Raw genomic sequence first — 22,480 nt, 5'->3', positions numbered from 1 at the left:
GCCGACCCGTCCCGCGGGCCGTCCGCCCCGGGGTCCGGTTCGCCCGTTGAGCCAACTTCCAGCCGCGGGGGACGCGTTGGGTGGAGGATGGGTGGGGACGGCCCGGAGACGGGCCGCACGGCACGGCATTGCGGGGCGGGCGGGGCGGTTACGGCAGGCGGTGGTTACGGTGACGGACAGCGGCGCGCCGATACGGTGTCCGGGTTGCCGGCGCGAGCATGTGTACGTTCCTCCGGCCTACCCCTGCGCGTGCGGGGCCCCTGTGACCCCTCCGGTGGACCGGGGCGCCGCGCCGGAGCCGGTGACGGACCGGGCCTGGGCGGACGAGTGGGTCACCGTGCGGTGCGGGACCTGCGGGCGCCCGGGTCACTGGCCACGGCCGGAGCTGGACTGCGTGTGCGGGGTGGTACTGCGCGTTCCGGTCATCTCGGCCGGCGGGGAGGGGTTCGGGGGCGGTCCTGGTAGGGAGGCCCCCGGTAGGGAGGACCCCGGTAGCGGTCCCGGTCGCGAGGACGCCCCACCCGAGCCGCCCGACCCACCCGCTCACATCTCGCTGCCCCGCACAGCCCCGCGCCCGCGCCCCGCCTTCCGGCCCGTGACGATCCGCGACGCGCGCGACGCGGTGACGGTGGCCGCGCTGTATCTGCGGTGGCTCGGCTACCCGGACACCCGCAGCGCCGCCCGGCGACCGCCCTCCGGCGCCCGGATCGCGGCGCGCGGCCTGCTGGCCCAGGTCGAGGCCGCGCTGCGGCCCACCACCCTGCGCGATGTCGAGTGCCTGTGGCTGACCGCCATGACCGAGGCCGGGGACACCCCGGTGACCTGCGCCTGCTTCTCCCTCGCCGGGTATACGGCGGGCGCCCGCACCCGCGCCGACACCCTGGGCGTCCCCCTGTTCACCATGGACCTGACCGGCACGCCCCAACCGGTCAACAGCGCGGCGGACGAGCTGGTCGCCACGGGGGCGTGAGGGGCCTCAACCGTACGGGCCGGGCCGTACTCCCCGTACCCCCTACCGCGCGCCCCCTACTCCGCCGCCCCCGTACCCCCCAACCGCCCCATCCGTCCCGTCCGCCCTACCCGCATCAAATGCGCCACGTGCCGCCCGAGCGCGAGGCCGGTCAGCAGGACCACGAGCCCGCACACCCCCGCCCAGCCGAACGCGCCGTACGCCCGTACCGCCAACCAGGAGCCGACGCTTCCGCCCAGGTACGCGCAGGTCATGTACGCCGTGTTGAGGCGGGCCCGCGCCTCGTCGCTCAGGCCGAAGATCCGTACCTGGTTGGCGACCGTGCCCGACTGCATCGCCACGTCCAGCAGCAGCGAACCCACCGCGAGGGCCACGAGCCCCACCGCCCCGCCGAGGCCCCCGAAGAAGAGGACCGCGGCGGCCGCGAGGACGGCGACCATGCAGACGAGGTTCACCGCGTCGGAGCCCCGGCGGTCCACCTGCCGCCCGGCGACCGGCGTACAGATCATGGTCCCGGCGTTGACGAGGGCGAGCACGCCGACCGCCGAGGCGCCGAGACCGTACGTGGGACCGGTCAGGAGCAGCGCGACGCCGGTCCACAGGGCGGAGAACGCACCGAAGATCATCGCCTGGTAGAAGCCGGATCGGCGCAGGTCGGGCTCGGTGCGCAGCAGGCGCAGCGCCTCGGCGAGCAGCGCGGGGTAGCGCTGCCGGGACGGCGCGGTCGACCTCGGCAGGGCGCGGGCCAGGACGCAGGCGATGAGCAGGGTGACGACCGCGGTCATCAGATACGGGGCCCGCCAGCCCAGCCACTCCCCCACGGCACCGCCGAAGACGCGGGAGAGCAGCATGCCGCCAATGGACCCGCTCAGCAGCGTGCCGGTGACGGCGCCGCGTCGCTCCTCGGGGACGAGGCCCGCGGCCATCGGCGCGATGACCTGGGCGATCACGGTGGTGACGCCGACGAGGACGCTCGCCCCGACCAGCGGCGAGAGCCCCGGCGCGGCGCCCGCTCCGAGCAGGCCGAGCCCGGTGAGCGTGAGCAGGGTGACGATGAGCGTCCGGTACGGGATGCGGTCGCCGAGCGGCACCAGCAGGAAGATGCCGCCCGCGTACCCGAACTGGGTGGCCGTCACGACGAGCGCCGCGGTGTCGGCCGACACGTCGAGACCGTCGGCCACCAACGGGCTGACGGCCTGTGGGAAGTAGACGTTGCCGACGGCCACACCGCAGGTGACGGCGAGCAGCAGCACCATGCCGCGACTGAGTCCGGGTGGGCGCGGCGCGCGCTCCTGCCCGGCCCTGGGGCTCGCGGGCTCACCGGTCTGGGACTGGTGCGGCTTGTGCGGCTGGTGCGGCTGGTGCACTCTCACCTCACGGAATCGGCTGCCGGGCCGGCAGGCAAGCCAACCAGCTGAAGGACCGGCTCACGATCGCCGGTCGGCCCCTCGCCGCACAACCGGTTTTGGCCACGGCATACTCGCCGCATGCCCATGCCCATGCCCATGCACATGCCCGTGCCTACGCCCCGGCCCATCCTCCGTCCCGCCACGGCCGCCGATCTGCCCGCGCTCCAGGACATCGAGCGCGCCGCGGGCGAGGCGTTCCGTGCCCTCGGCATGACAGCGATCGCCGACGACGAGCCTTTCACGATCGAGGAGTTGGAGCGGTACCGCAGCGCGGGCGGGGCCTGGGTCGCCGCCGGTGTTCCGGCCGACGCGGGCGCCACCCCGGTCGCGTACCTCATCGGCGAACTCCTCACCGACCCCGTCGCCGAACCCGTCGCCGAATCCCGCGCCGAACCGCACGACCCCGGCCCCGCGTTCCACATCGAGCAGGTGTCCGTGCACCCGCGCGCCGCCCGGCGCGGCGTCGGCCGCGCCCTGATCGAGCACGCGGCGGACCACGCCCACACGCTGGGCGCGACCGCGCTGACCCTGACCACGTTCGCCGACGTGCCGTGGAACGCCCCGTACTACGCGCGCATCGGCTTCCGCCCGCTCGCGGACGCCGAACTCACCCCGGCCCTGCGGCGGATCCGCGCGCACGAGGCGGAGTCGGGCCTGGACCGCTGGCCCCGCCTCTGCATGCGCCGCGCTCTCCCGGACGGCCCGCTCACTCCCCGTACCGCTCCCTGAGCTCGATCTTGCGGACCTTCCCGGAGACCGTCATGGGGAAGGAGCACAGCACCCGCACCCCGGCCGGGATCTTGTAATGCGCCAACTGCCCCTTGCAGTACGCCTGGAGCTCCTCGAGCGTCAGTACGTCGTCGGGGTCCCGCAGGATCACGCAGGCCAGCGGCACCTCGCCGTACCGCTCGTCGGGGACGCCCACCACCTGCACGTCGGCGATCCTCGGGTGGCCGTACAGGAACTCCTCGATCTCGCGCGGGTAGATGTTCTCGCCGCCCCTGATGATCATGTCCTTGATGCGGCCGACGATCTGCACGTATCCGTCCTCGCGCATGACCGCGAGGTCACCGGTGTGCATCCAGCGCCCGTCGTCGATGACCTCACGGGTCCGTTCGGGCTCGTCCCAGTAGCCGAGCATGACGCTGTAGCCCCGGGTGCAGAGCTCGCCGGACGCGCCGCGCGGCAGGGTGACGCCGGTCGCCGGGTCGACGACCTTCACCTCGACGTGCGGCAGGACGCGGCCGACGGTGCCGGTGCGGCGCTCCAGGTCGTCGTCGCGGCGCGTCTGGGTGGAGACGGGCGAGGTCTCGGTCATGCCGTAGCAGATGGACACCTCCGCCATGTGCATCTCGGCGACCACCCGCTTCATCACCTCGACCGGGCAGGGCGACCCCGCCATGATGCCGGTGCGCAGCGAACTCAGGTCGTACGTCGCGAAGTCGGCGAGGTTCAGCTCCGCGATGAACATCGTCGGCACGCCGTACAGCGAGGTGCAGCGTTCCCGCTCGACGGCGTGCAGGGTGGCGACGGGATCGAAGGACGGTGCGGGGATGACGATGCACGCGCCGTGCGAGGTGGCGGCGAGGTTGCCCATCACCATGCCGAAGCAGTGGTAGAAGGGCACGGGCACGCAGATCCGGTCCTGCTCGGTGTAGCCGACCGTGCGGCCCACCCAGTACCCGTTGTTGAGGATGTTGTGGTGGGAGAGCGTGGCCCCCTTGGGGAAGCCTGTGGTGCCGGAGGTGTACTGGATGTTCACCGGGTCGTCGAAACTCAACTCGGCCTCACGGACGAGCAGTTGCGTGTCGCTTACCGTGCGCCCGGCGTCCAGGAGGGCGTCCCAGGAGCTGTCGCCGATGTAGTGGACGGCGCACAGGTCGGGGCAGCGGGGCCGCACCTCGTCCACGAGCGCGCGGTAGTCGCTGCTCTTGTGGGTCTGCGAGGCGACCAGGACGGAGATGCCCGACTGGTTGAGCACGAACTCCAACTCGTGGGCGCGGTAGGCCGGGTTGACGCTCACCATGATCGCGCCGATGCGCGCGGTGGCGTACTGCACGAGCACCCACTCGGCGCAGTTCACCGCCCAGATCCCGACGCGGTCCCCCTTGGCCACCCCCGCGCCGAGGAAGCCGCGGGCCAACTGTGCGACGGCCGTGCCGAATTCGGCGTACGTCCAGCGGGTGCCGGCCGCGACGTCCACGAGGGCGTCCCGCTCGGGCCAGGCGGCGACCGCCCGGTCGAGATTGCGGCCGATGGTGTCGCCGAGCAGCGGGGTGCCGCTGGTGCCGTGCGCGTACGAGAGTTCGCTCACGCGTAGTCCTCCTCACGGCGCCGGGCGCACCGGACCGGCCCGCCGCCGCACACAGATCGATGGAGGAGAAGTGTGACCCGGGGAGGCGCCGGGCGCCAGTACGTGATCGAGCGAGGTCCGGGGGCTACACCCCCGCCCGGGGGCTACACCCCCGTCCAGGGGCTACACCCTGACGCACGCGTCAACGCTCCGGCACGAGGTTCCGTCGGCACGGCCGACCGCAGGGCCGTCACCGCCGCCACGACGGCGGGATGCCGCTCCGCGCCGCTGCGGTAGGCGACGGCCGTGCGGCGCTCGATGGGCAGGCGGGTGAGGACGACGTTGCCCGGCGGGCCGTCGGCGATGCCCAGGTGCGGCACGAGCGCGACGCCCTGACCGGCCGCCACGAGACGCAACACCGTGCCGAAGTCGTCGACTTGATGGCGGACGCCCGGCGTGAAGCCCGCCGCCTCGCAGGCCCGGACGGTCATCGCGTGGCACAGCGTCCGTGGCGTCGCGGTGATCCAGGGTTCGTCCCGCCACGGCGCCGGCGACGTGAGCGCCCCGTCGGTCGCGGGGGCGGTGAGGGAAGCGAGGTACATGGGCTCGCTGAACAGGGGCGTGGCGCCGAGGCCTGGCTCCAAGGGGTGCGGGACGAAGTCGTACTCGTGGAGCAGGGCGACGTCCAGTTCGCCGGCTCGCAGGGCCCGCGCCACCTCCGCGGGGTCGACCTCCGAGATCATCGGTTCCAGGCCGGGGTGGTCGGCCGAGAGGGCGGCGAGCGCGGCGGGGAGCAGTGCCTTGACCGCCGTCGGGAAGGCACCGATGCGCAGGGGCCCGGCGGGCCCGGTGCGGAAGTCGCTGAGTTCACCGGCGGCCTGTTCGAGCCGCTCGAGGACCGCCTCGGCGTGACCGACCAGGCGACGGCCCGCGGGGGTCAGGGCGACGCGCCGCCCCGTGCGCTCCAACAGGGCGACGCCCGCCTCCCGTTCGAGGAGGCTGAGCTGCTGCGAGACGGCGGACGGGGTGTACGAGAGGGTCTGGGCGACGGCCGCGATGGTGCCCTGCAAGGACAGCTCACGCAGCAGCCGCAGGCGTCGGACATCAAGCATCGGCGAGCATCAGTTCTGCTGACTCTTCACTTCAGAAAGGCGACCTGGACCCGGCGCACGGGGCGGACCAGGCTGGTCGTCATGACAGACCAGACATTCCCCCAGGGTATTCACGTCCCTCTCATCACGCCGTTCACCGCTGCCGGAGGCGTGGCCCACTCGGCCCTCGAAGGCCTGGCGCGCCGGGTCCTGGAAGCGGGGGCGGCGGGAATCGTGGCGCTCGGAACGACGGCGGAGGCGGCCACCCTGAGCCCGGCGGAGAGACGGGAGGTGGTCGACACGTGCGCCCGCGTCTGCGCGGAGCGGAGCGCTTGGCTGACGGTGGGCGCGGGTTCGAACAACACGCGGGCCAGCGAGGCGGCGCTCACGGAACTGGGGCGGGGCCCTGCGCCGTCCGCCGCCCTGGTGACCGTCCCGAGCTTCACCCGCCCTTCCCAGGAGGGCGTGATCGCCCACTTCCGACGGCTGGCGGAGGTCAGCCCGGTGCCGCTGGTCGTGTACGACATCCCGTACCGCACCGCCCTCCCCCTCTCCGCGGCCACTCTGCGGACCCTCGGCACGATCCCGGGCGTGGTGGCCGTCAAGTACGCGCCCGGCGGCATCAGTCAGGAGACGGTCGCCCTCATGGCCGACCTGCCGCCCGACTTCACCGTCCTGGCGGGCGACGACCTCTTCGTCTCCCCCTTGCTGGCGATGGGCGCGACGGGCGCCATCCTCGCCACGGCCCACCTGGCCACGAGCCACTTCGTCGCCCTGGACACGGCGTGGCGCACGGGCGACGTGGCACGGGCCCGCCGACTGGGCCACGCGCTCGCCCGCCTGTCATCGGCATGCTTCAGCGAACCGAACCCCACGGTGATCAAGGCAGTCCTTCACGCCCGGGGGTTGATCCCGACCCCGGACGTACGTCTGCCCCTTCTGCCGGCGGGAAGGGCGGCGATGGAGGCGGCATTGGAGCAACTGGGCGGGGTCGAGGCCTGAGGGCCGCCGCGGCCGGGGCCTGAGGGTCGCCACGGCCGGGACCTGAGGCTCGGGGCTCCTGGCTCGGAGCTTGAGGCTTGGAGCTCGGGGCTCGGGGCCTGGGACCTGGGGCCAGAGAGAGGACGCGACGGCTGGGCTCAGCCCCTCCCCCGCTCCGTCCACTCCCCCTCCGCCGCACCCCCGGCCGCCGTCCGCTCGCGCAGGTCGACCCGGCGGATCTTGCCCGAGATGGTCTTCGGCAGTTCCGGCACGAACTCGATGCGGCGCAGCCGCTTGTAGGGGGCCAGCACCGAGCGCGTGTACGCGAAGATCGCCTCGGCCGTCTCCTCACCCGGCGACCAGCCGTTCGCCAGGACGACGTACGCCTTGGGGACCGCGAGCCGTACCGGGTCGGGGGCGGGGACGACGGCCGCCTCGGCCACCGACTCGTGCTCCAGGAGCGCGCTCTCCAGCTCGAACGGGGAGATCTTGTAGTCGGACGCCTTGAAGACGTCGTCGGAGCGGCCGACATACGTGATGTAGCCGTCCGCGTCGCGCGCACCGATGTCACCCGTTCGGTAGTGACCGTCCGCCATCGCCTCCGCCGTGCGCTCCGGATCACCGTGGTAACCGGCCATCAGACCGACGGGGTTCGCGCTCAGGTCGAGGCAGATCTCCCCCTCCGCGGCGCCCGGTTCGCCGGTCACCGGGTCGAGGAGTTCGACGACGAAGCCGGGCGTCGGTCGGCCCATGGAGCCCGGCTTCAGCTTCTGGCCGGGCGAGTTGGCGACCTGCACGGCCGTCTCGGTCTGGCCGAAGCCGTCGCGGATCGTGACCCCCCAGTCCCGCCGCACCTGCTCGATGACCTCCGGGTTGAGCGGCTCACCGGCGGCGACGACCTCGCGCGGCGGAGTGCGCAGCTGGGTCAGGTCCGCCTGGATCAGCATGCGCCACACGGTGGGCGGCGCACAGAACGAGGTCACGCCCGCCCGGTCCATCTCCGCCATGAGCAGCCCCGCGTCGAACCGCGCGTAATTGTGGATGAAGACCGTGGCCTCCGCGTTCCACGGGGCGAACAGGTTCGACCAGGCGTGCTTGGCCCAGCCGGGCGACGAGATGTTCAGATGGACGTCGCCGGGCCGCAGACCGATCCAGTACATCGTCGCCAAGTGACCGATGGGGTACGACACATGGGTGTGCTCCACTAGCTTCGGGCGTGCGGTGGTGCCCGACGTGAAGTAGAGCATCAGGGGGTCGTCGGCGAGGGTGACGCCGTCGGGCTCGAAGGGCTCGGGGGCGTCGTCGGCCCCGTCGTACGAGAGCCAGCCGCCACCGACGACGGCAGTCCCGTCGGCGGCGGTCCCGTTGGCGGTGTTCCCGTCGGCAGCGGTCCCGGTGGCGGTCCCGCCGACGACGATGCGCGTGTACGCGCCCGGTACGTCGTCGAACTTCGCCATGTCCTCGGGGCGTACGACCACATGTCGGGCCCGGCCCCGCTCGATGCGGTCGCGCAGGTCGACGGGGCCGAGCAGCGGGGTCGCCGGGATGACGACGGCGCGCAGCTTCATCGCGGCGAGCGCGATCTCCCACAGCTCGACCTGGTTGCCGAGCATCACGACGATGCGGTCACTGGCCCGTACGCCGTTCGCCCGCAGCCAGTTGGCGACCTGGTTCGAACGTGCGGAGAGCCGCGCGAAGGAGAAGCGGTCCTCCTTGCCGTCCTCCTCCACGATGTGCAACGCGGTCCGCTCGTTGCCGTCGGCGATGACGTCGAACCAGTCGAGCGCCCAGTTGAACCGCTCGGGCCGCGGCCAGGCGAAGCCCTCGTACGCGGTGGCGTAGTCCTCTCGGTGCCGCAGGAGGAAGTCCCGTGCGGTACGGAACTGCTCCGTGGCGCTCGTCCCGGTCGTCGTCATGTGCACCCCTACTCGATACCTGCTCGATACCTGCTCGATGACGGGGTTCCGGGCTGCTTCCGCAGCTTCCGTCACCCCGGCCGCCGTACTCAATGCCGGACGCTACGGAACATCGTGTAATCCGGGAGGCGGATCTCACCACCCCTGGTCGGGGTGTCGCAAGGTGGAGGGCGCATGGGTGTCGGCTGACGGGGGCGAGGCGGTGGCGCGGGAGGCGGCGGCCGCCCCCGGGGAGGCGGCCCGCACGGACCCGCGGACGCGGATTACTTGTCGGCGGTCAGCTTCCCCGCCGAGCCCCAGCTGTCCGCCGGGGTCTCGTGGATCCAGACGGTCAGGTCTCCGCCGGGATCTTGTACGCGTCCACGAACGCGTCGGTGATCTGCTTGACCAGCTCGCGCTTGAGCTCGATGTCGCGGGGGCCCTGCTGAACGGTCACGGTGGGCATGCTGAACTCCTGTGCTTCCAGGCCGGGTTCACCGGCGGAGTGGCCCCGGTGTGCGCCGGGGCGTTCGGTACGACTCCAGTCCATCGCGGCCGCGCCCCGCGACCAAGGGCCAGCCCGCGACCACAGCGATCAGCGTTCGAGATCGCCGCAGGTCAGGGAGGGTAAGAGACCGACGCGGGACCAGTCAGGAAGCAGGGGGAGATACGGGAGCAGACGAAGGCGCCGCTGCCCGGCAAGCCGCAAGAAAGATGTCGAGCACCGGCGCCACCTCCCCCGCCCGGAGCGCAAGTTGCGTCGGCAACGCCAGCCCCGGCGCCCGGAAGGGCAGAAACGCCACCCACGGACTCCGCAGCACCCGCGCATGCGCCGCGTACACGACGGTCCACTGCCGCGCCACCCCCGTACCGATCGTCGCGAGTCGGTCCTGCAGCGATCCCTCGACCGGCCCTGGCACCGGCTCGAACCCGGCGTCGTGACAGGCCCCGACGACCAGGTCGACGAGGGCGGGGTTGTTGCGCCGCGCGGTGATGGCGAGCGGAAGCACGGCCAGGTCGCCGAGTGCGACGTCCGGCCCCGCCGCCAGCGGGTGCCCGGCCGGCAGGACGGCGACCAGCGGGTCGTCCCACAGCGGCTCGACCCGCACGCCGGGCACGGGCTCCATGGACCGTACGAACGCGGCGTCGGCCCGCCCGTCGACGACCTGCTCGATCCGCTCGCCCGCACGGCCCGACACCAGCTCCACCGGCACCCCCGGCGCCCGTAGGGCGAACTCCGTGAGGACACGGTCAAGGTGCTCGCCGAGACCGGTACTGGTGGCGAGCCGCAGCCCGGCGGGCGGCGCCACCGCGGCCCGCGCCCGCTCGGCCGCGGCGAGCACCGCCCGCGCCTCGGGCAGCAGCCGCTCCCCCGCGCCGGTGAGCCGCACATGACGGGGCGAACGGTCGAAGAGCTCGGCCCCCAACTCCCGTTCCAGGCGCCGAATCTGCTGGCTGACGGCGGACTGGACGATGTGCAGCCGCTCGGCCGCCCGCCCGAAGTGCAGCTCGTCGGCGACGGTCACGAAGTAGCTGAGCTGCCGCAGGTCCATGCGGGGAAGCCTATGCAGCAGGCGGCGCCCCCGGGGCCGACGGGAGCCCCGCCCGCACGCACCCCGCCGGCTCAGGCACCGGCGGCGGCGCGGTCGCCGCTACTTCCAGGGCTCGCTGAAGGAGCGGCCGGGGACCGGCTTGGCGATGAGGGCGACGGCGATGAAGAAGTTGACCTGCCCGATGGCGAACATCAAGGTGGCGAGCGCCTTGGCGTCATAGTGCTCGGCCGCCCGCGCGTACAACTCGTCGGACACCCGCTCACCCCCCATGGACGGCTGGTGCACCGCCTCCACGAGCGCGAGCGCGGCGCGCTCGGCAGCGGTGAAGTACGGCGAGTCCCACCAGGACGCCACCGACGTGATCCGCTCCTCCGACTCCCCGCCCTTGCGCAGGAACCCGGCGTGCAGAACGGTCAGATACGTGCTCCCCACGATCTGACCCGCCCGCAACTGGACCAGACTGATCGTGGCCCGCGGAACGGAACCGTTGCCGACGAGCTTGAACAGCGCCGCCGACACGTCCGCCAGCTCGGGGACGAGCTCTCCAGGGTCCTCGGACATACGCGGAACCATAGGGACCTCTTCGGTGATCGCACGCGTTTCCATGGTCGACAACTCCTCAGGGTTGGGATGCTGCTGCTTTCGCTTTCACCTCCCTGACGGATCCCGGCGCAAAGACGTGACAGATCGCCGAAGGCTTCGTACGAAAAAAGTTTTCCCGCTCACCGGTCACACTCTCGTCGCGCCACCCGTCATGGCAGTGAGTCCACAAGGACGGCTCGCAAGATCCACCTCTGCCAGGGAGACAGCAATGACCAGCACCCCCGCCACCGGCCCCACCCCCACCTCCGCCCCCATCCTCGTCACCGGAGGCACGGGCACGCTCGGCAGCCACGTCGTACCGCTGCTGCGCGAGGCGGGCCACTCGGTCCGCATCCTGACCAGGAACAGCCGCGAGCCCGAGCCCGGCATCGAGTACCGGAGCTGCGACCTGCTGCGGGGCGACGGCCTGGACGACGCGCTGCAGGGCATCGACACCGTGCTGCACCTCGCGGGCGGCCCCAAGGGCGACGACGAGGCGACCGAGAACCTGGTGCGCGCCGCACGCGCGGCCGGGGTGCGGCACCTGGTCTACATCTCGGTGATCGGCGCGGATCGGATCCCGCTGGCGTACTTCCGCGCGAAGCTGGGCGCGGAGCGGGCCGTCGCCGAGTCGGGGATCCCGTGGACGACGCTGCGGGCGGCCCAGTTCCACGACCTCGCGCTGACGCTGGCAGAGAAGATGGGGAAGCTGCCGGTCGTACCGGCGCCGGGCGGGATGCGCTGGCAGCCGGTGGACGCCCGCGACGTCGCGGCCCGCCTGGTGGAGCTGACGCTGGGCGAACCGGCCGGCATGGTCGCCGACCTGTCGGGCCCGCAGGTGTACGGACTGGGTGAGCTGGTACGCGGCTACCTGAAGTCGACCGGCAAGCGCCGCCCGCTGATGCCGGTCCGCATGCCCGGAAAGGTCGGCCGGGCCTACCGGAGCGGGGAGAACCTCGCGACGGTCGGCGCGTCGGGCACGCGCACCTGGGAGGCGTTCCTGGCCGAGCGGACGAGTTGAGCGGACGGGGCGTGCGGACGGGGCGTGCGGATCCGCTTGCGGCGGACGAGTTGAGAGCCCTCACGTACGCCGGATGCTCCCGAAGCGGATGTCGTACGAGAAGGGGACAGGGGAAGAGCCCGGGGAGGAGGTTGGGGAGGTGGATGGGGAGGTGATTGGCGAAGAAATGGACGTCATCATCCGCTCGGCCTCCTCCGTCAACTCGTCCCGCTGCGCCCGGCTCGGCTTCCCGAACGGCTCGATGGTGAGGGTGGCGGTCCCGGCCTTCGCGTCCTCCCGCAGCCGCCACACCCCGGCGAGGAACCCGTCGAGGAGGAAGACGCAGTGCGGCTGGTTCCCCTCCCATGTACGCCCCTTGTACTCGGCCGGTACGACACGGCCACGGTCGGCGTGCGACAGCAGGAGGTTGTCGTACTCGGGCAGGAAGCGGGCCGGGGCCGGGGTGTCGGCGTCGGGGCGGGGCGCGTCGGGCAGGTCGAAGAGCTCGACGCCGTTCTCGTCGCGGAAGGTGCGCAGCCGGGGCCGGAGCCGCTCGAAGACGTCCCGCATCCGGGTGAGCCGGGCCCAGGTCTGCAGGTCCTTGACGGAGGCGGGGCCGAAGGCGGCGAGGTAGCGGAGGACGGCGGAGTCACGTCGTTGCGCGTGGAGTCGTTGCGCGTCGATACGGGTGGGGTCGCTGAGGCCAGGCGCCCCGTCGCCGGACGAGCGCGCGCCGAGCCCCTGCGCTCCGGGCTCCCGCTCTCCCGGCTCCCGCTTCCCGGACTCCCGCTCTCCCGGCTCCTGCTCGCCGAGCCACCGTTCGAGGGTGGTGAGGGCGACCTGTCCGCTGCGCCGCCAGAGCCCGCGCGGGGTGACCTGGACGAGCGGCAACGTACAGCGAGCGGCCACGGCGAGAGATTGCGGGTCGGCGTCGGGCCACCGGACGTGCAGGAGTTCGCGGAGCTGCTTCATGGTGCGGGGTTCGGCCTCGACGGCCTCGCGGGCGACGCGGGCGAGCGCCGTCAGATCAACGCTGGCCACCCCCCCTCGAAACGCGATGAGTTCGCGTTGCCGAGCCTCCTGGACGAGCGGCCGCAACGTACGGGCATCGGCGGCAGTGTGCAGGTGGATGGTGGAGCGGAGCGTGACGATGCGGACCAGCCGGCGCGACTCCAGGAGTGCGGAGAGTTCGGCGGGGTCGAAGCCGGCGAGCCGCGCGGCGAGGGCGTAATACGGCGGTTTGACGTTCTGCGCCTGGAGCCCGACGAGATGGGCGATGGCATCCTCGACGGACAGCCCACGGGCCCGGCGCAGGAGGAGCTGCCGGTCGAGCGTGGCGCGGTTGAGGGCACGGGCGCCGAGCAGAGGGGCGGGGGCGTCGGCCGCGGTCCGGGCCTGAATCCCGGGCCGGGTCTGGGTCCCGGGCCGGGTCTGGGTCCCGGGCCGGGTCTGGGTCCCGGTCCGGTGCGTCGACTTGGTCATGCGGGCACGCTAGCGGGACTCGCGGACACGTACGGTCCGCGATGCGTCCCGGCGGGCGCCACCGGGACGCATATCCTGCCTCCGGTGCCACGAGGTGGCCGTTCCGCGACCGCGCCCTGGTCGACGGGACAAGCGTTCGACAGAGGAGGCGGCCAGGATGGCGGAGCGCCGAGCGCGTCCTACGGGGTCGACGGGGCGGGAGAGGTCGGCGGGGCCGACGGGGCGGGAGACGCCGACGGGGCGGGAGACGCCCGCGACGCCCGAGCAGCCACCCACCTCCACCCCATCCAACCCGCCCGCGAGGAAGCACTCGTGGCTGCGCATGACGCGATCCCAGGCGACGCCTCAGCCGGGCGAATCAGCCAGAGGCTCCAAGGCCGCAAGGGGCACAAAGAAAACCAAGACCGCGGCGGCGCCACTATCGACGGACCGGAACGGCGTCGGAGCCGCCCGCCCGAACGGGGACACCCTCGTCCAGGCGGCGCTGTACCGAGACGGCGTACGGGTGGCGACCCCCGCCACCCTGGCGGACACCTTTCGCGAGCTGCGCGACCAGCCGGACGGCATGGCATGGATCGGTCTGGCACGCCCGACCGAGGCGGAACTCCTCTCCCTGGCAGCCGAGTTCGACCTCCACGAGCTGGCCGTGGAAGACGCGATGGAGGCCCACCAGCGCCCGAAGCTGGAGCGCTACGGCGAAACGCTCTTCGTCGTCCTGCGCGCTGCCCGCTACCTCGACGCGGCCGAGGAGGTCGACTTCGGCGAGCTGCACGTCTTCGTGGGGCCGGACTTCGTCATCACGGTCCGACACGGCGCGGCCCCCGACCTCACATCGGTCCGCCGCCGCATGGAGGACTCCCCCGACCTCCTCAAACTCGGCCCCGAGGCGGTCCTGTACGCCATCCTGGACGCGGTGGTCGACGGCTACGCCCCGGTCGTCGCCGGCGTCCAGAACGACATCGACGAGATCGAGACCGAGGTCTTCAGCGGCGACCCGGAGGTGTCCCGCCGCATCTACGAACTCTCCCGCGAAATGGTCGAGTTCCAACGCGCCACCCGCCCCCTGGTCAGCATGCTGCACGCTCTGATGGCGGGCTTCGCGAAGTACGGCACGGACGAGGAACTCCAGCGCTACCTGCGCGACGTGGCCGACCACGTAACCCACACCAGCGAACGCGTCGACGGCTTCCGCCAGGCCTTGGCCGACATCCTGACGGTGAACGCGACCCTGGTGACCCAGCAACAGAACGCGGAGATGCGAGCCCTGGCGGAGGCAGGCTTCGAACAGAACGAGGAGATCAAGAAGATCTCGTCCTGGGCGGCGATCCTCTTTGCACCCACTCTCGTCGGAACTATTTACGGCATGAACTTCGAGAGGATGCCCGAGCTGAGCTGGAGCCTCGGATATCCCTTCGCGGTGGGCTTGATGGGGGTTGTCTGTACGGGTTTGTACGTGATTTTCAAGCGACGGGACTGGCTGTAGAGCCGAACCGACCCCACTTGTACCGTGTACGCGGCGCCACCCCTCCCAATGCAGGTGAATCGCCTTGTCGACACCACCATTTCGCGCGGCCGGCACGACCGAAGACCCCTTTGCCGCTGCAAGGACCACGCGCACCAAACCGGCCCGCACCGCCCCGTTCAGCGTCGCCTGCGGCTCCGCGATGATCGTGTCGGTCACGCCGTCTCGGTTGAAATCGAAAGAACAAGGTCACCTCCTGCTGGTCAAATGGTGAGCAAGGCGGACAAATTGCAAAATTGCGCTTGACGGACCATCAGCCCGAAGCACATAGTTTCTTCACCGCGAACTCGCAGGCTGTTCGCGTTTTCGGCACTCCAGAGGATGCCGAAAAGGTTCGCAAGGGGGCGAACCGGCGAACTTTGCAGGTCGCCTGCTCGGGGGCCGAGGGGACGCAAAGCCTGTGGAACGCCTGTGGGTGCGCCTAGTTGCGTATGCGGCAATTGTCGCGGCTCTGCTAGTTCTTGACGTGTACCCCAGCGCCGCCGCAGAGCGCAGCGAAGCGACCGATTCGTACGGGTCACGCGCCCGGCAGGAACCCGACGTCTATCGGAGTACCTCGTACTCGAGCCAGCCGAGATTTGCCATCCTGCACGGCGGCTACTGGTACCAGAACTCCGGCTGGGCCACTTGGCCGCGCTACTTGGCCGACCAGGGATGCGCCGTCTCGTCCATCGACTGGATCAGGGGCAACGTTCCGCAGTTCGACCTCGACCCGGACCGGCTCGTCGTCCTCGGCTCCTCGGTCGGTGGCCGGATCGCAAGTCGCTCGCCACCTACGGGGTCGGCGGCGGTCGCGTCAGCGAAAGCGTCGCCCTGTCGCCGGGCCTACGGCGTCACAGACGAGACGGTCGCCGGCAGCCGCGCCCACGGCGGCGCCCTCCTCGGCATCCCCGGCATGCCGGACAAGATCCTCGCGTGGATCGAGGCCGACCTCTGACCTCCCGGAGGACAAGACCGCAACACCGGCGACCAATCTGACCCAGCAGGTGCCGTCACGCCAGGCGGCTCGACGGGGTGGCACCCGCACCGGCCACCACCCCAGGCAGGAAACCCTTATGTCCCCCCGCATCCATCGACTCGCCGACCGTCTGATGCCCGGGCGCGCCCGCGCCCGCGAGGAACAGGCCGCACGAGCCAAAGCTGCACAGGCCGCCGAAGCGGCCCGAAGACAACAGCAGAAGATCGCGGATCGGCGACTCGCCCTGCTGGAGTCGGACACCACGGTGCGCACCATCCCCTTCGAGGGCCGCACCTACTACGGCCGTACCGTCGACCGGTTCACCGCAGCCGGCGCCAGCGCCCACAACCTCGCCCTCATCGCCGACGCCCTGGAGCAGACCGGAATCGACTTCTTCCTCGTCCCCGGCCGCTCTCGCACCCGCCACGTGGTCGCCGTGCGCCGCGCCGACCGCAAGAAGCTCCTCGACGCCCTGCGGGCCGCCTACGGGACCAGCCCGCTGTACGCGCTCAGGCCCACCAGTCACCCCCTGCCGGACGACGCGGTTCTGTACGCCGACGGCTCCCTGCCCACCACGCTCAAGCGGCAGGACATCATCCGCTTCGGCGAAATCCTGCTCGGTCCGCACGGGCAAGTGCTCGCGGACCTCACCTACGGCTGCGACGTCGAGTTCTGGCAGGACGGCCGGCGGCTGCTGGACGACGACCGCGGCGCCACTCGCATCGAGGCTCTGCGCACCCAGGCACCGCCCGCGGTGCTCGCCGACGCTCTGGTCGCACCGCGCTCCAACGCGGTCACCGACGTACTGCCCTCGGTCGCTCGCACCACGGCCGTCCGCACCATCGAGCGCCGCGACTACCCGACATACGAGAGCCTCACCCAGCTCCGCATCGACGCCGCCAACTTCCCCATCGACCTCGTCTACACCTGGGTCGACGGCTCCGACCCCGACCTCACGGCCCGACGCGAATCCTTCCGCACCGGGCCCGACGCCCCACGTATCCACGCGCGCGAGACCGGCACCTCCCGCTACACCAGCCGGAACGAGCTCAAGTACTCCCTGCGCTCGGTGGAGATGTACGCCCCATTCATTCGGAACATCTACCTGGTCACCGACGGCCAGAGGCCCGACTGGCTCGCCCCGCACGCACCCGGCATCCAGGTCATCGACCACAAGGACATCTTCGCTGATCCGACCGCGCTTCCCGTCTTCAACTCCCACGCCATCGAAACCCAGCTGCACCACATACCGGGCCTGTCGGAGCACTACCTCTACCTCAACGACGACGTCTTCTTCACCCGCCCGGCCACCGCCGGACAGTTCTTCCACGGCAACGGCATCGCCAAGCTCCCCTTCTCTCCCTTCCAGCTCGGCGTCGACGCCCCTCACCCCGACGAACCCGCACCGAACTCGGCGGGAAAGAACGTCCGCGAGCTGATGCAGAAGACCCACAGCCGCTTCACCGTCTCCAAGTTCAAACACACCCCGCATCCTCAACTTCGCAGTGTGTTAACCGAGTTGGAGGAACTCTTCACAGAGGACGTGCAGCGGACGAGCCGGTCCCGGTTCCGTGCCACGACGGACATCGCCATGGCAAACTCGTTGCACCACCACCACGCCTACCTCACAGGACGCGCCGTACCCGGCACGTTCAAACTGCGCTACATCGACGTAGGCAAGCCGGGCCTGGCTGCGGCTCTCGACGAGTTCCAGCCGGGGCACCCACACGATTTTCTGTGCCTCAACGACGTCAACACCGCCGCCCCTGAGCTAGAGCGCGTAGCGGGCGCCCTCCGGGACTTCTTGGAGAGTCAATTCCCCTTCGCCAGCCGCTGGGAGACGCCCCACACGCAGGGCTCTCCGCTGGTTCCAAGCTGACTTGTCCGAGGGCGTGTGCAACCGGACGGTGACTAGGCAGCCCGCCACACCAACCAGGGTTAACAGGCCCGTACCGCTAGGTCCTCCACCTGGCGACCGCTGAGTACCACTCACTGCTCGATCAACACAGCAACACCCCTGATTTGTCACCGTCAACAGCCCAGCAAAGGCCCATCCATGAAGCGAACACTCACGTTGATCACCGCGCTTGCCATGACCGCGCTGTCGCCGACTACGGCGCACGCGGCAGTCAAACGGGCCAAGCCTCCCATCAGCTGCGAGTCGCGGACGTTCACCTCAAAACCGGGACCGAGCTTCAGCGATCCGGAGGATGCCAATGCCCGGATGAACGTCATGGGTCCGATCATCGAATCGATAAACAGCGCCAGTTGCGGGCAGACGATACGCGTCGCCATGTATTCGATAGGAAGCACGAACCCGGGCCCGGAATTCGCAGGTGCCCTGATCGCCGCACACCAGCGTGGCGTCATCGTCAAGGCGCTGATGGATGCCCACAGCGACAACGCGACCTGGCAGTCGATGGTCAGCGAGCTGGGCAACGACCCACAAGCCGAAAGCTTCGCCGCGCTGTGCCCGGGCGGCTGCCTGACCCACTTCTCCGGCTCCGCCCTGCACGCGAAGTACTACATGCTCAGTGGCGGCAGCGACGCAAACAGAACGGTGACCGTCAGCAGCGCCAACCCCACCTCCGCCCAGGCCAACACCGCGTGGAACAGTGCCGCCACCGTCAAGGGCAACGTCGACCTGTACAACTCCTATCTCCGCTACTTCACAGCCATGTCCAAGGGGGCACTCAACGGCCCGGGCCCGCTGGCGCCCGACTATTACAACTCCGACAGCGGTCTGGCGGCCCGAAAGCTGTATCCAGCCTCCTATCAGTGGCCCAAGGCGCGCGACAGAAGCGACACCTGGGTCGACTTCCTGAACAACGTCAAGGCGCCGGCCACGATCAACATCGCCATGTTCGAGTGGACCTCTCACGGCGAACCTGGCGACCGGAACTATTTGGAGCTGCCGAAGAAGCTGGTCAGCCTGGCAAAAACTGGCGTAAAAATCCACATACTCGTCACCGCCGGCATGGTTGATGACAGCGTGCAGGACTACCTGAAGGACCGGCCGAACATCAAGGTGCACGACACCACCCGCGGCACCGACGCGAACGGCAACGCCCTGCATTACACCCACGACAAATACATGCTGGTCAGCGGCGGATACGGGAGTGCGTCCGACACCAGAATCGTGTTCGTCGGCTCCTCGAACTGGACGAGCAACGGCATCTGGCACAACGACGAGTCGGACCTGCAATTCATCGGCCAGCCCGACTACGACGCGTTCAAGACGGACTGGCAGAGTCAGTTCAACCGCTGCTGTGGAACCAGGGCGCGGCAGTTGGGTGCCGAGGAGCGCGCCGAGAGTACGGCACGCGAGATTCCCGTCGATCCTCGGCAGGCCCAGGAGTAGGCAGAGTGGGCTGTGACGCAGCCAGCTGTTCGACTGGTTCTCTGACCTGAGGCCGAGCGTCCAATGGCTACACGCCCCACCCTAGGATGCGGCATCCAAGAGGTCGAGCCCCCACCCCTGCGTGGGGGCCTTGGTCTTTGGGCTGTCCAGGAGCAGCAGGCCCGGGACCGCTGCTCCGTCGTCGAGGTCAGCGGCCAGGGACAGGTCAGCGGTAACCCAGGAAGAGGAGCACCTCCAACTCTGCCCCCAGGGCTTGGTCCCAGGGCTTGGTCCCAGGGGCCGGGTGCCGCCGTAGAACGTAAGTTCACTGTCGTTGATGGTGATGGCGCCCTTGACCCAGCCGCGTTCACGGTAGCGGTGCGGGAATTCGTTCATTCGCTCGGCGAACAAGGCGCATCGCCGACGAAAGTAAGCGCAATTGTGTCAATTGCGGCGGCTCTTGGCGCCTGGCCAAGGGGGACGTGGTGACGAGGCCACGATCGCGCGCCCGAAGCCGGGCCGTCCTGCGTGCCCTCGATCTAATCTCCATCGGACAGAACGGACGGCTCGGCCTGCCCGGGGCAGGCCGACGTGGGAACCGGCAGGCTACGCGACGCTGGAACGGGTCCTGTCGACGGCCCGGTAGCGCTCACCCCGCGTCCAGCAACCGCACATCGTTACGGGCGACTGCGGCATTCGGCCGACGTCCGGATTATGAGGCGTAACGCCATCCGGTAGACGCTTGGCCACTGACCAACTGCCCTAAGGTCTCGCACTCTGCGACTACCCATCGTGATTGCCTCGCCTCATCAGACGGCCCCAGATACTCTGCAGCCCCGCATCTCCCAGGTGACCGCGGTGGGGAGAATCTGGGGAGAACGACGGCCGCTGGGGAGCGCATGGGGAGAACGAACCACGTAAACCACAGATGCAGCCGAAAGCCCCTCAAAGATCGGTTCAGGCAGCTCAGAGAGCAGCCTGGCTCCATCACTGCAGTTCAGAGTGGCCGGGCAGACAACTTCAAGAAGATCTCGTCCTGGGCGGCGATCCTCTTCGCCCCCACACTGGTCGGCACGATCTACGGCATGAACCGCGACGCGATGCCGGAACTCAACTGGACCTTCGGCTACCCGTTCGCGATCCTGCTGATGGCGGTGGTGTGCGTGAGCCTGTGCTTCATCTTCAAGCGGCGGGACTGGCTGTAGCGGGGAGCCAGCGGGCCTGATCAACTTCGCTTACGCGAAGGGTTCAGAGGGGCTCTCCCGGCCCCTGGGGAGAATGCGCGGCACTGGGGAGCAGGCACTGTCCGCACCACAAGCCATCCGGCGCTCCTCACCCGGCCAAGTTGAGGGTCGTCAGTGGTTCCCACGGTGCAGAGGCCAATGGAGTCAACCTCGCCCCGCCGCCCTCGGCCGAGGGAACCAATGGCACAGTGAGCGCATGCAGCCGCCTGCCTGGGCGGGGACAGTGGATACCCCGCTATCCGCGCCCGACGCCTTCGACGTCCCCGTCTTCCTCCGCCGTAGCTCACCGCTGGCCCCCGCGCCGCGGCCCACTCCTGTGATGGTGGCCTTGGCCCACCAACCACTGCCCCAGGGCGCTGGCATACCTGCGGACGGCGCGTATCTGGTCGGCACGACGTGGCGTGCGCTCCTGGACGCCACGATCGCGGTGGGACGGGACATCAGCTCCTGGATCACCGCTACGCCCCGTCTCGCACGCCACGAGATCAAGGCACGCCGGTATCCGCTCTCCGCCTACCTGGTACGGGCCGGGCGCGAGGTCGTACCCAGCGTCGTCTACACCCACGGAACGGAGAGCTCGACTCGTACCGCCTTCGGCTACCACGTGGGCATGACGATGGCCCAGTGGGCCTGCCAGACGATGGGGCTCGGCCCCACCACACACGCTGAGAGCGCGATACCCCAAGGCGCGGCGCCCGGCTGGGACAAGACGCCCAGTCTGCCGGACCTGTTCGGCACGCACCCGGCCACGTCCGAGCTTTGGCTGGTCGAGGCAAAGGGGAGCCGTCGGCTCGGCATGGGGCCCAGGGTCAAAGGGGCGCAGCAACTGGACGTCGGTGCTCTCGTCCCCGTTGCACACCAGAAGGTGCTGTGCGGGACCAGCTTGGAGCGGCGCCTGTTCATGATGATCGACGTCGAGGGCGACCTGCCGGACGGTGACCCCAGCAACACCTCCGACGAGGAAACGCTGCAGCAGGACGACGAGGCCCTCCTGGAACTCGCTCGGTCGCGCATGTTGACGTATCTGGCACTTTCGTCGTTGCCCCGGGGCGGGTTGCGCGTCACGGCAGTTGGCAGGCCCGAGGTGGAGGCAGCAACAACGCGAAGGGCTCCGATCCGACTGTTGGAGAGCGACGAGCCCACAGCCGAGCTACGTCGTCACGTCGCACCGGATTCCGGGGACGCCGACATCAGGCAACAGCACGGCCTGGACATGCTGACGGGACGGATTCCGGGCACGGATCTCATGCTGGGGATGTCCCGACGTCTGTACGGCGCGTGCCGCGAGCTGGCCTACGCAGAGCGTCGCGTCATCGCACGTGTCCGAGAAGAACGACCCATGTACATGGACGAGCTGCCCCGTGCGGTTCAGCGCCAGGAGAACGCGGTGGCGCAGCGGCCCGAACGGCAGATGAGCGATCGCGCGCGTGAGGAAAGAGCCGCTGCTGCTCAGGAGTACGCGCGCAGAGTTCGAGCGGAACAGCTAGACGATCAGCTCCGCTCCGTACGTGAAGGTTTCACGATGGGAAACAGCGGCTCGTGGATGCGCCTCATCGATCTCACTCCGCGTCTCGCGCTCCCCAGCGAGGAGGGCTTCCTGGAGGCAGCGACCTCGGACACCTACCTCGCGGTGGAGGAGGAGGCACTCGACCTGGATACCGACGTCGAGTAGCGGTGGCCGGCCGGAGCTGAGGGGCCGGCCTCCAGCAGTGTTCCGACGCGGACTGGCCAGCGACTCGAACGACTCCCTCAGCGCGATGCTTGGATGCCCCGATCAGCCGCGTTTCCTTGGTTGCAGTTCTGGTTGCATTCACCGGCGTACAGCACCGTTCAAAAGCCCAGCTCGACTCGGCTGCACCACAGGGCAGGACGCCCACGTGCGCATCAGAACCCCCAGATGAAGACTTGGAAAGCGTATTGGGGGCAACGCCGCAGGGTTCGAATCCTCTGTCATCCGCCAGTGCCTCACCGGGCACGATGGCGAAGGGCCCCACCGTTCGCGGTGGGGCCCTTCTTCGTGCGTGGTAGCAGTCGCCGTGTCCACGTCCACCATGTCCGTGAGGACGAGTGAGCCGCGCTGAGCACAGCGGGCACCACCACGGACACCGACCAGAGCACGGAGCCGGGCGGTCCGGAGAACACCCCATCCGGAAGAGCACC

At 70.0% G+C, this 22,480-nt stretch carries 19 protein-coding genes; 11 read left to right on the top strand and 8 right to left on the bottom strand.

All coding sequences use genetic code 11. The features are described from left to right. The first annotated feature begins 595 nt into the window (after positions 1-595). On the top strand, positions 596-970 hold the full coding sequence (locus ACZ6CV_RS36115) for a hypothetical protein (RefSeq protein WP_469255994.1): 375 nt from the start codon (positions 596-598) through the stop codon (positions 968-970). 56 nt (positions 971-1,026) lie between these two features. On the opposite strand, the gene ACZ6CV_RS36110 is transcribed toward ACZ6CV_RS36115, so the two are convergent. After that, on the bottom strand, positions 1,027-2,226 hold the full coding sequence (locus tag ACZ6CV_RS36110) for an MFS transporter (RefSeq protein ID WP_469256013.1): 1,200 nt from the start codon (positions 2,224-2,226) through the stop codon (positions 1,027-1,029). 231 nt (positions 2,227-2,457) lie between these two features. Here ACZ6CV_RS36110 and ACZ6CV_RS36105 point away from each other — a divergent pair, with 231 nt between their 5' ends. After that, entirely contained in the window at positions 2,458-3,108 is a 651-nt protein-coding gene (locus ACZ6CV_RS36105; RefSeq protein WP_469255993.1) for a GNAT family N-acetyltransferase, read from the top strand. Here ACZ6CV_RS36105 and ACZ6CV_RS36100 read toward each other — a convergent pair. Both ACZ6CV_RS36100 and ACZ6CV_RS36095 read right to left on the bottom strand, forming a co-directional pair. Further along, the gene (locus tag ACZ6CV_RS36100; protein WP_469255992.1) at positions 3,086-4,693 is read right to left on the bottom strand and encodes an AMP-binding protein; all 1,608 of its coding nucleotides are present in this window, start codon (positions 4,691-4,693) and stop codon (positions 3,086-3,088) included. The genes ACZ6CV_RS36105 and ACZ6CV_RS36100 overlap by 23 nt on opposite strands. A 143-nt stretch (positions 4,694-4,836) precedes the next feature. Next, positions 4,837-5,784: a LysR family transcriptional regulator gene (locus ACZ6CV_RS36095; RefSeq protein ID WP_469255991.1), complete on the bottom strand. Its 948-nt coding sequence runs from the start codon at positions 5,782-5,784 to the stop codon at positions 4,837-4,839. Between the two features lie 81 nt (positions 5,785-5,865). Here ACZ6CV_RS36095 and ACZ6CV_RS36090 point away from each other — a divergent pair, with 81 nt between their 5' ends. Then, positions 5,866-6,765 carry a dihydrodipicolinate synthase family protein gene (locus ACZ6CV_RS36090; protein WP_469255990.1) on the top strand — a complete coding sequence of 300 codons (900 nt, stop codon included), beginning with the start codon at positions 5,866-5,868 and terminating at the stop codon, positions 6,763-6,765. A gap of 137 nt (positions 6,766-6,902) precedes the next feature. On the opposite strand, the gene ACZ6CV_RS36085 is transcribed toward ACZ6CV_RS36090, so the two are convergent. From ACZ6CV_RS36085 to ACZ6CV_RS36070, 4 genes are all read right to left on the bottom strand, one after another. Continuing rightward, the gene (locus tag ACZ6CV_RS36085) at positions 6,903-8,660 is read right to left on the bottom strand and encodes an AMP-binding protein (RefSeq protein WP_469255989.1); all 1,758 of its coding nucleotides are present in this window, start codon (positions 8,658-8,660) and stop codon (positions 6,903-6,905) included. Between the two features lie 331 nt (positions 8,661-8,991). Beyond that, positions 8,992-9,105 (bottom strand): tautomerase family protein, encoded by a 114-nt coding sequence (locus tag ACZ6CV_RS36080; protein WP_469255988.1) that lies wholly within the window; start codon positions 9,103-9,105, stop codon positions 8,992-8,994. 184 nt (positions 9,106-9,289) lie between these two features. After that, complete coding sequence (locus ACZ6CV_RS36075) at positions 9,290-10,192, bottom strand: LysR family transcriptional regulator (protein WP_469255987.1); 903 nt, start codon at positions 10,190-10,192, stop codon at positions 9,290-9,292. A 99-nt stretch (positions 10,193-10,291) separates the two neighbouring features. Beyond that, the gene (locus ACZ6CV_RS36070; RefSeq protein WP_469255985.1) at positions 10,292-10,798 is read right to left on the bottom strand and encodes a carboxymuconolactone decarboxylase family protein; all 507 of its coding nucleotides are present in this window, start codon (positions 10,796-10,798) and stop codon (positions 10,292-10,294) included. Positions 10,799-11,003: 205 nt separating this feature from the next. Between ACZ6CV_RS36070 and ACZ6CV_RS36065 the strand changes: the two genes are divergently transcribed. Continuing rightward, positions 11,004-11,795 carry an SDR family oxidoreductase gene (locus ACZ6CV_RS36065; protein ID WP_469255983.1) on the top strand — a complete coding sequence of 264 codons (792 nt, stop codon included), beginning with the start codon at positions 11,004-11,006 and terminating at the stop codon, positions 11,793-11,795. 60 nt (positions 11,796-11,855) lie between these two features. Here ACZ6CV_RS36065 and ACZ6CV_RS36060 read toward each other — a convergent pair whose 3' ends face one another. After that, entirely contained in the window at positions 11,856-13,256 is a 1,401-nt protein-coding gene (locus ACZ6CV_RS36060; protein ID WP_469255981.1) for a winged helix DNA-binding domain-containing protein, read from the bottom strand. Between the two features lie 322 nt (positions 13,257-13,578). Between ACZ6CV_RS36060 and ACZ6CV_RS36055 the strand changes: the two genes are divergently transcribed. The 7 genes from ACZ6CV_RS36055 to ACZ6CV_RS36025 all read left to right on the top strand — a co-directional run bounded on the left by ACZ6CV_RS36055 (position 13,579) and on the right by ACZ6CV_RS36025 (position 21,992). After that, positions 13,579-14,739, top strand: a complete 1,161-nt coding sequence (locus ACZ6CV_RS36055; RefSeq protein WP_469255979.1) for a magnesium and cobalt transport protein CorA — start codon at positions 13,579-13,581, stop codon at positions 14,737-14,739. 64 nt (positions 14,740-14,803) lie between these two features. Further along, the gene (locus ACZ6CV_RS36050; protein ID WP_469255978.1) at positions 14,804-14,992 is read left to right on the top strand and encodes a hypothetical protein; all 189 of its coding nucleotides are present in this window, start codon (positions 14,804-14,806) and stop codon (positions 14,990-14,992) included. A gap of 252 nt (positions 14,993-15,244) precedes the next feature. Next, positions 15,245-15,715 carry an alpha/beta hydrolase family protein gene (locus ACZ6CV_RS36045; RefSeq protein WP_469255976.1) on the top strand — a complete coding sequence of 157 codons (471 nt, stop codon included), beginning with the start codon at positions 15,245-15,247 and terminating at the stop codon, positions 15,713-15,715. 118 nt (positions 15,716-15,833) lie between these two features. Beyond that, entirely contained in the window at positions 15,834-17,615 is a 1,782-nt protein-coding gene (locus ACZ6CV_RS36040) for a stealth family protein (RefSeq protein WP_469255974.1), read from the top strand. 177 nt (positions 17,616-17,792) lie between these two features. After that, positions 17,793-19,097, top strand: coding sequence for a phospholipase D-like domain-containing protein (locus ACZ6CV_RS36035; protein ID WP_469255973.1), 1,305 nt, complete (start codon positions 17,793-17,795; stop codon positions 19,095-19,097). Between the two features lie 878 nt (positions 19,098-19,975). Then, the gene (locus ACZ6CV_RS36030; RefSeq protein WP_469255971.1) at positions 19,976-20,281 is read left to right on the top strand and encodes a CorA family divalent cation transporter; all 306 of its coding nucleotides are present in this window, start codon (positions 19,976-19,978) and stop codon (positions 20,279-20,281) included. Positions 20,282-20,516: 235 nt separating this feature from the next. After that, a complete protein-coding gene (locus tag ACZ6CV_RS36025) occupies positions 20,517-21,992 on the top strand; it encodes a hypothetical protein (RefSeq protein WP_469255969.1) in 1,476 nt (491 codons plus the stop codon). Positions 21,993-22,480: the final 488 nt, after the last annotated feature.

This window comes from Streptomyces sp. NPDC041713 (assembly GCF_055591085.1).
This window is presented reverse-complemented; position numbering and strand designations above follow the sequence as displayed.

Coding starts and splice junctions, on each gene's coding strand:
- ACZ6CV_RS36095 (WP_469255991.1), bottom strand. CDS start 5,784: ATGCTTGATGTCCGACGCCTGCGGCTGCTGCGTGAGCTGTCCTTGCAG.
- ACZ6CV_RS36070 (WP_469255985.1), bottom strand. CDS start 10,798: ATGGAAACGCGTGCGATCACCGAAGAGGTCCCTATGGTTCCGCGTATG.
- ACZ6CV_RS36110 (WP_469256013.1), bottom strand. CDS start 2,226: ATGGTGCTGCTGCTCGCCGTCACCTGCGGTGTGGCCGTCGGCAACGTC.
- ACZ6CV_RS36040 (WP_469255974.1), top strand. CDS start 15,834: ATGTCCCCCCGCATCCATCGACTCGCCGACCGTCTGATGCCCGGGCGC.
- ACZ6CV_RS36055 (WP_469255979.1), top strand. CDS start 13,579: ATGACGCGATCCCAGGCGACGCCTCAGCCGGGCGAATCAGCCAGAGGC.
- ACZ6CV_RS36085 (WP_469255989.1), bottom strand. CDS start 8,660: ATGACGACGACCGGGACGAGCGCCACGGAGCAGTTCCGTACCGCACGG.
- ACZ6CV_RS36035 (WP_469255973.1), top strand. CDS start 17,793: ATGAAGCGAACACTCACGTTGATCACCGCGCTTGCCATGACCGCGCTG.
- ACZ6CV_RS36060 (WP_469255981.1), bottom strand. CDS start 13,256: ATGACCAAGTCGACGCACCGGACCGGGACCCAGACCCGGCCCGGGACC.
- ACZ6CV_RS36030 (WP_469255971.1), top strand. CDS start 19,976: ATGGGGAGAACGAACCACGTAAACCACAGATGCAGCCGAAAGCCCCTC.
- ACZ6CV_RS36075 (WP_469255987.1), bottom strand. CDS start 10,192: ATGGACCTGCGGCAGCTCAGCTACTTCGTGACCGTCGCCGACGAGCTG.
- ACZ6CV_RS36105 (WP_469255993.1), top strand. CDS start 2,458: ATGCCCATGCCCATGCCCATGCACATGCCCGTGCCTACGCCCCGGCCC.
- ACZ6CV_RS36065 (WP_469255983.1), top strand. CDS start 11,004: ATGACCAGCACCCCCGCCACCGGCCCCACCCCCACCTCCGCCCCCATC.
- ACZ6CV_RS36090 (WP_469255990.1), top strand. CDS start 5,866: ATGACAGACCAGACATTCCCCCAGGGTATTCACGTCCCTCTCATCACG.
- ACZ6CV_RS36080 (WP_469255988.1), bottom strand. CDS start 9,105: ATGCCCACCGTGACCGTTCAGCAGGGCCCCCGCGACATCGAGCTCAAG.
- ACZ6CV_RS36025 (WP_469255969.1), top strand. CDS start 20,517: ATGCAGCCGCCTGCCTGGGCGGGGACAGTGGATACCCCGCTATCCGCG.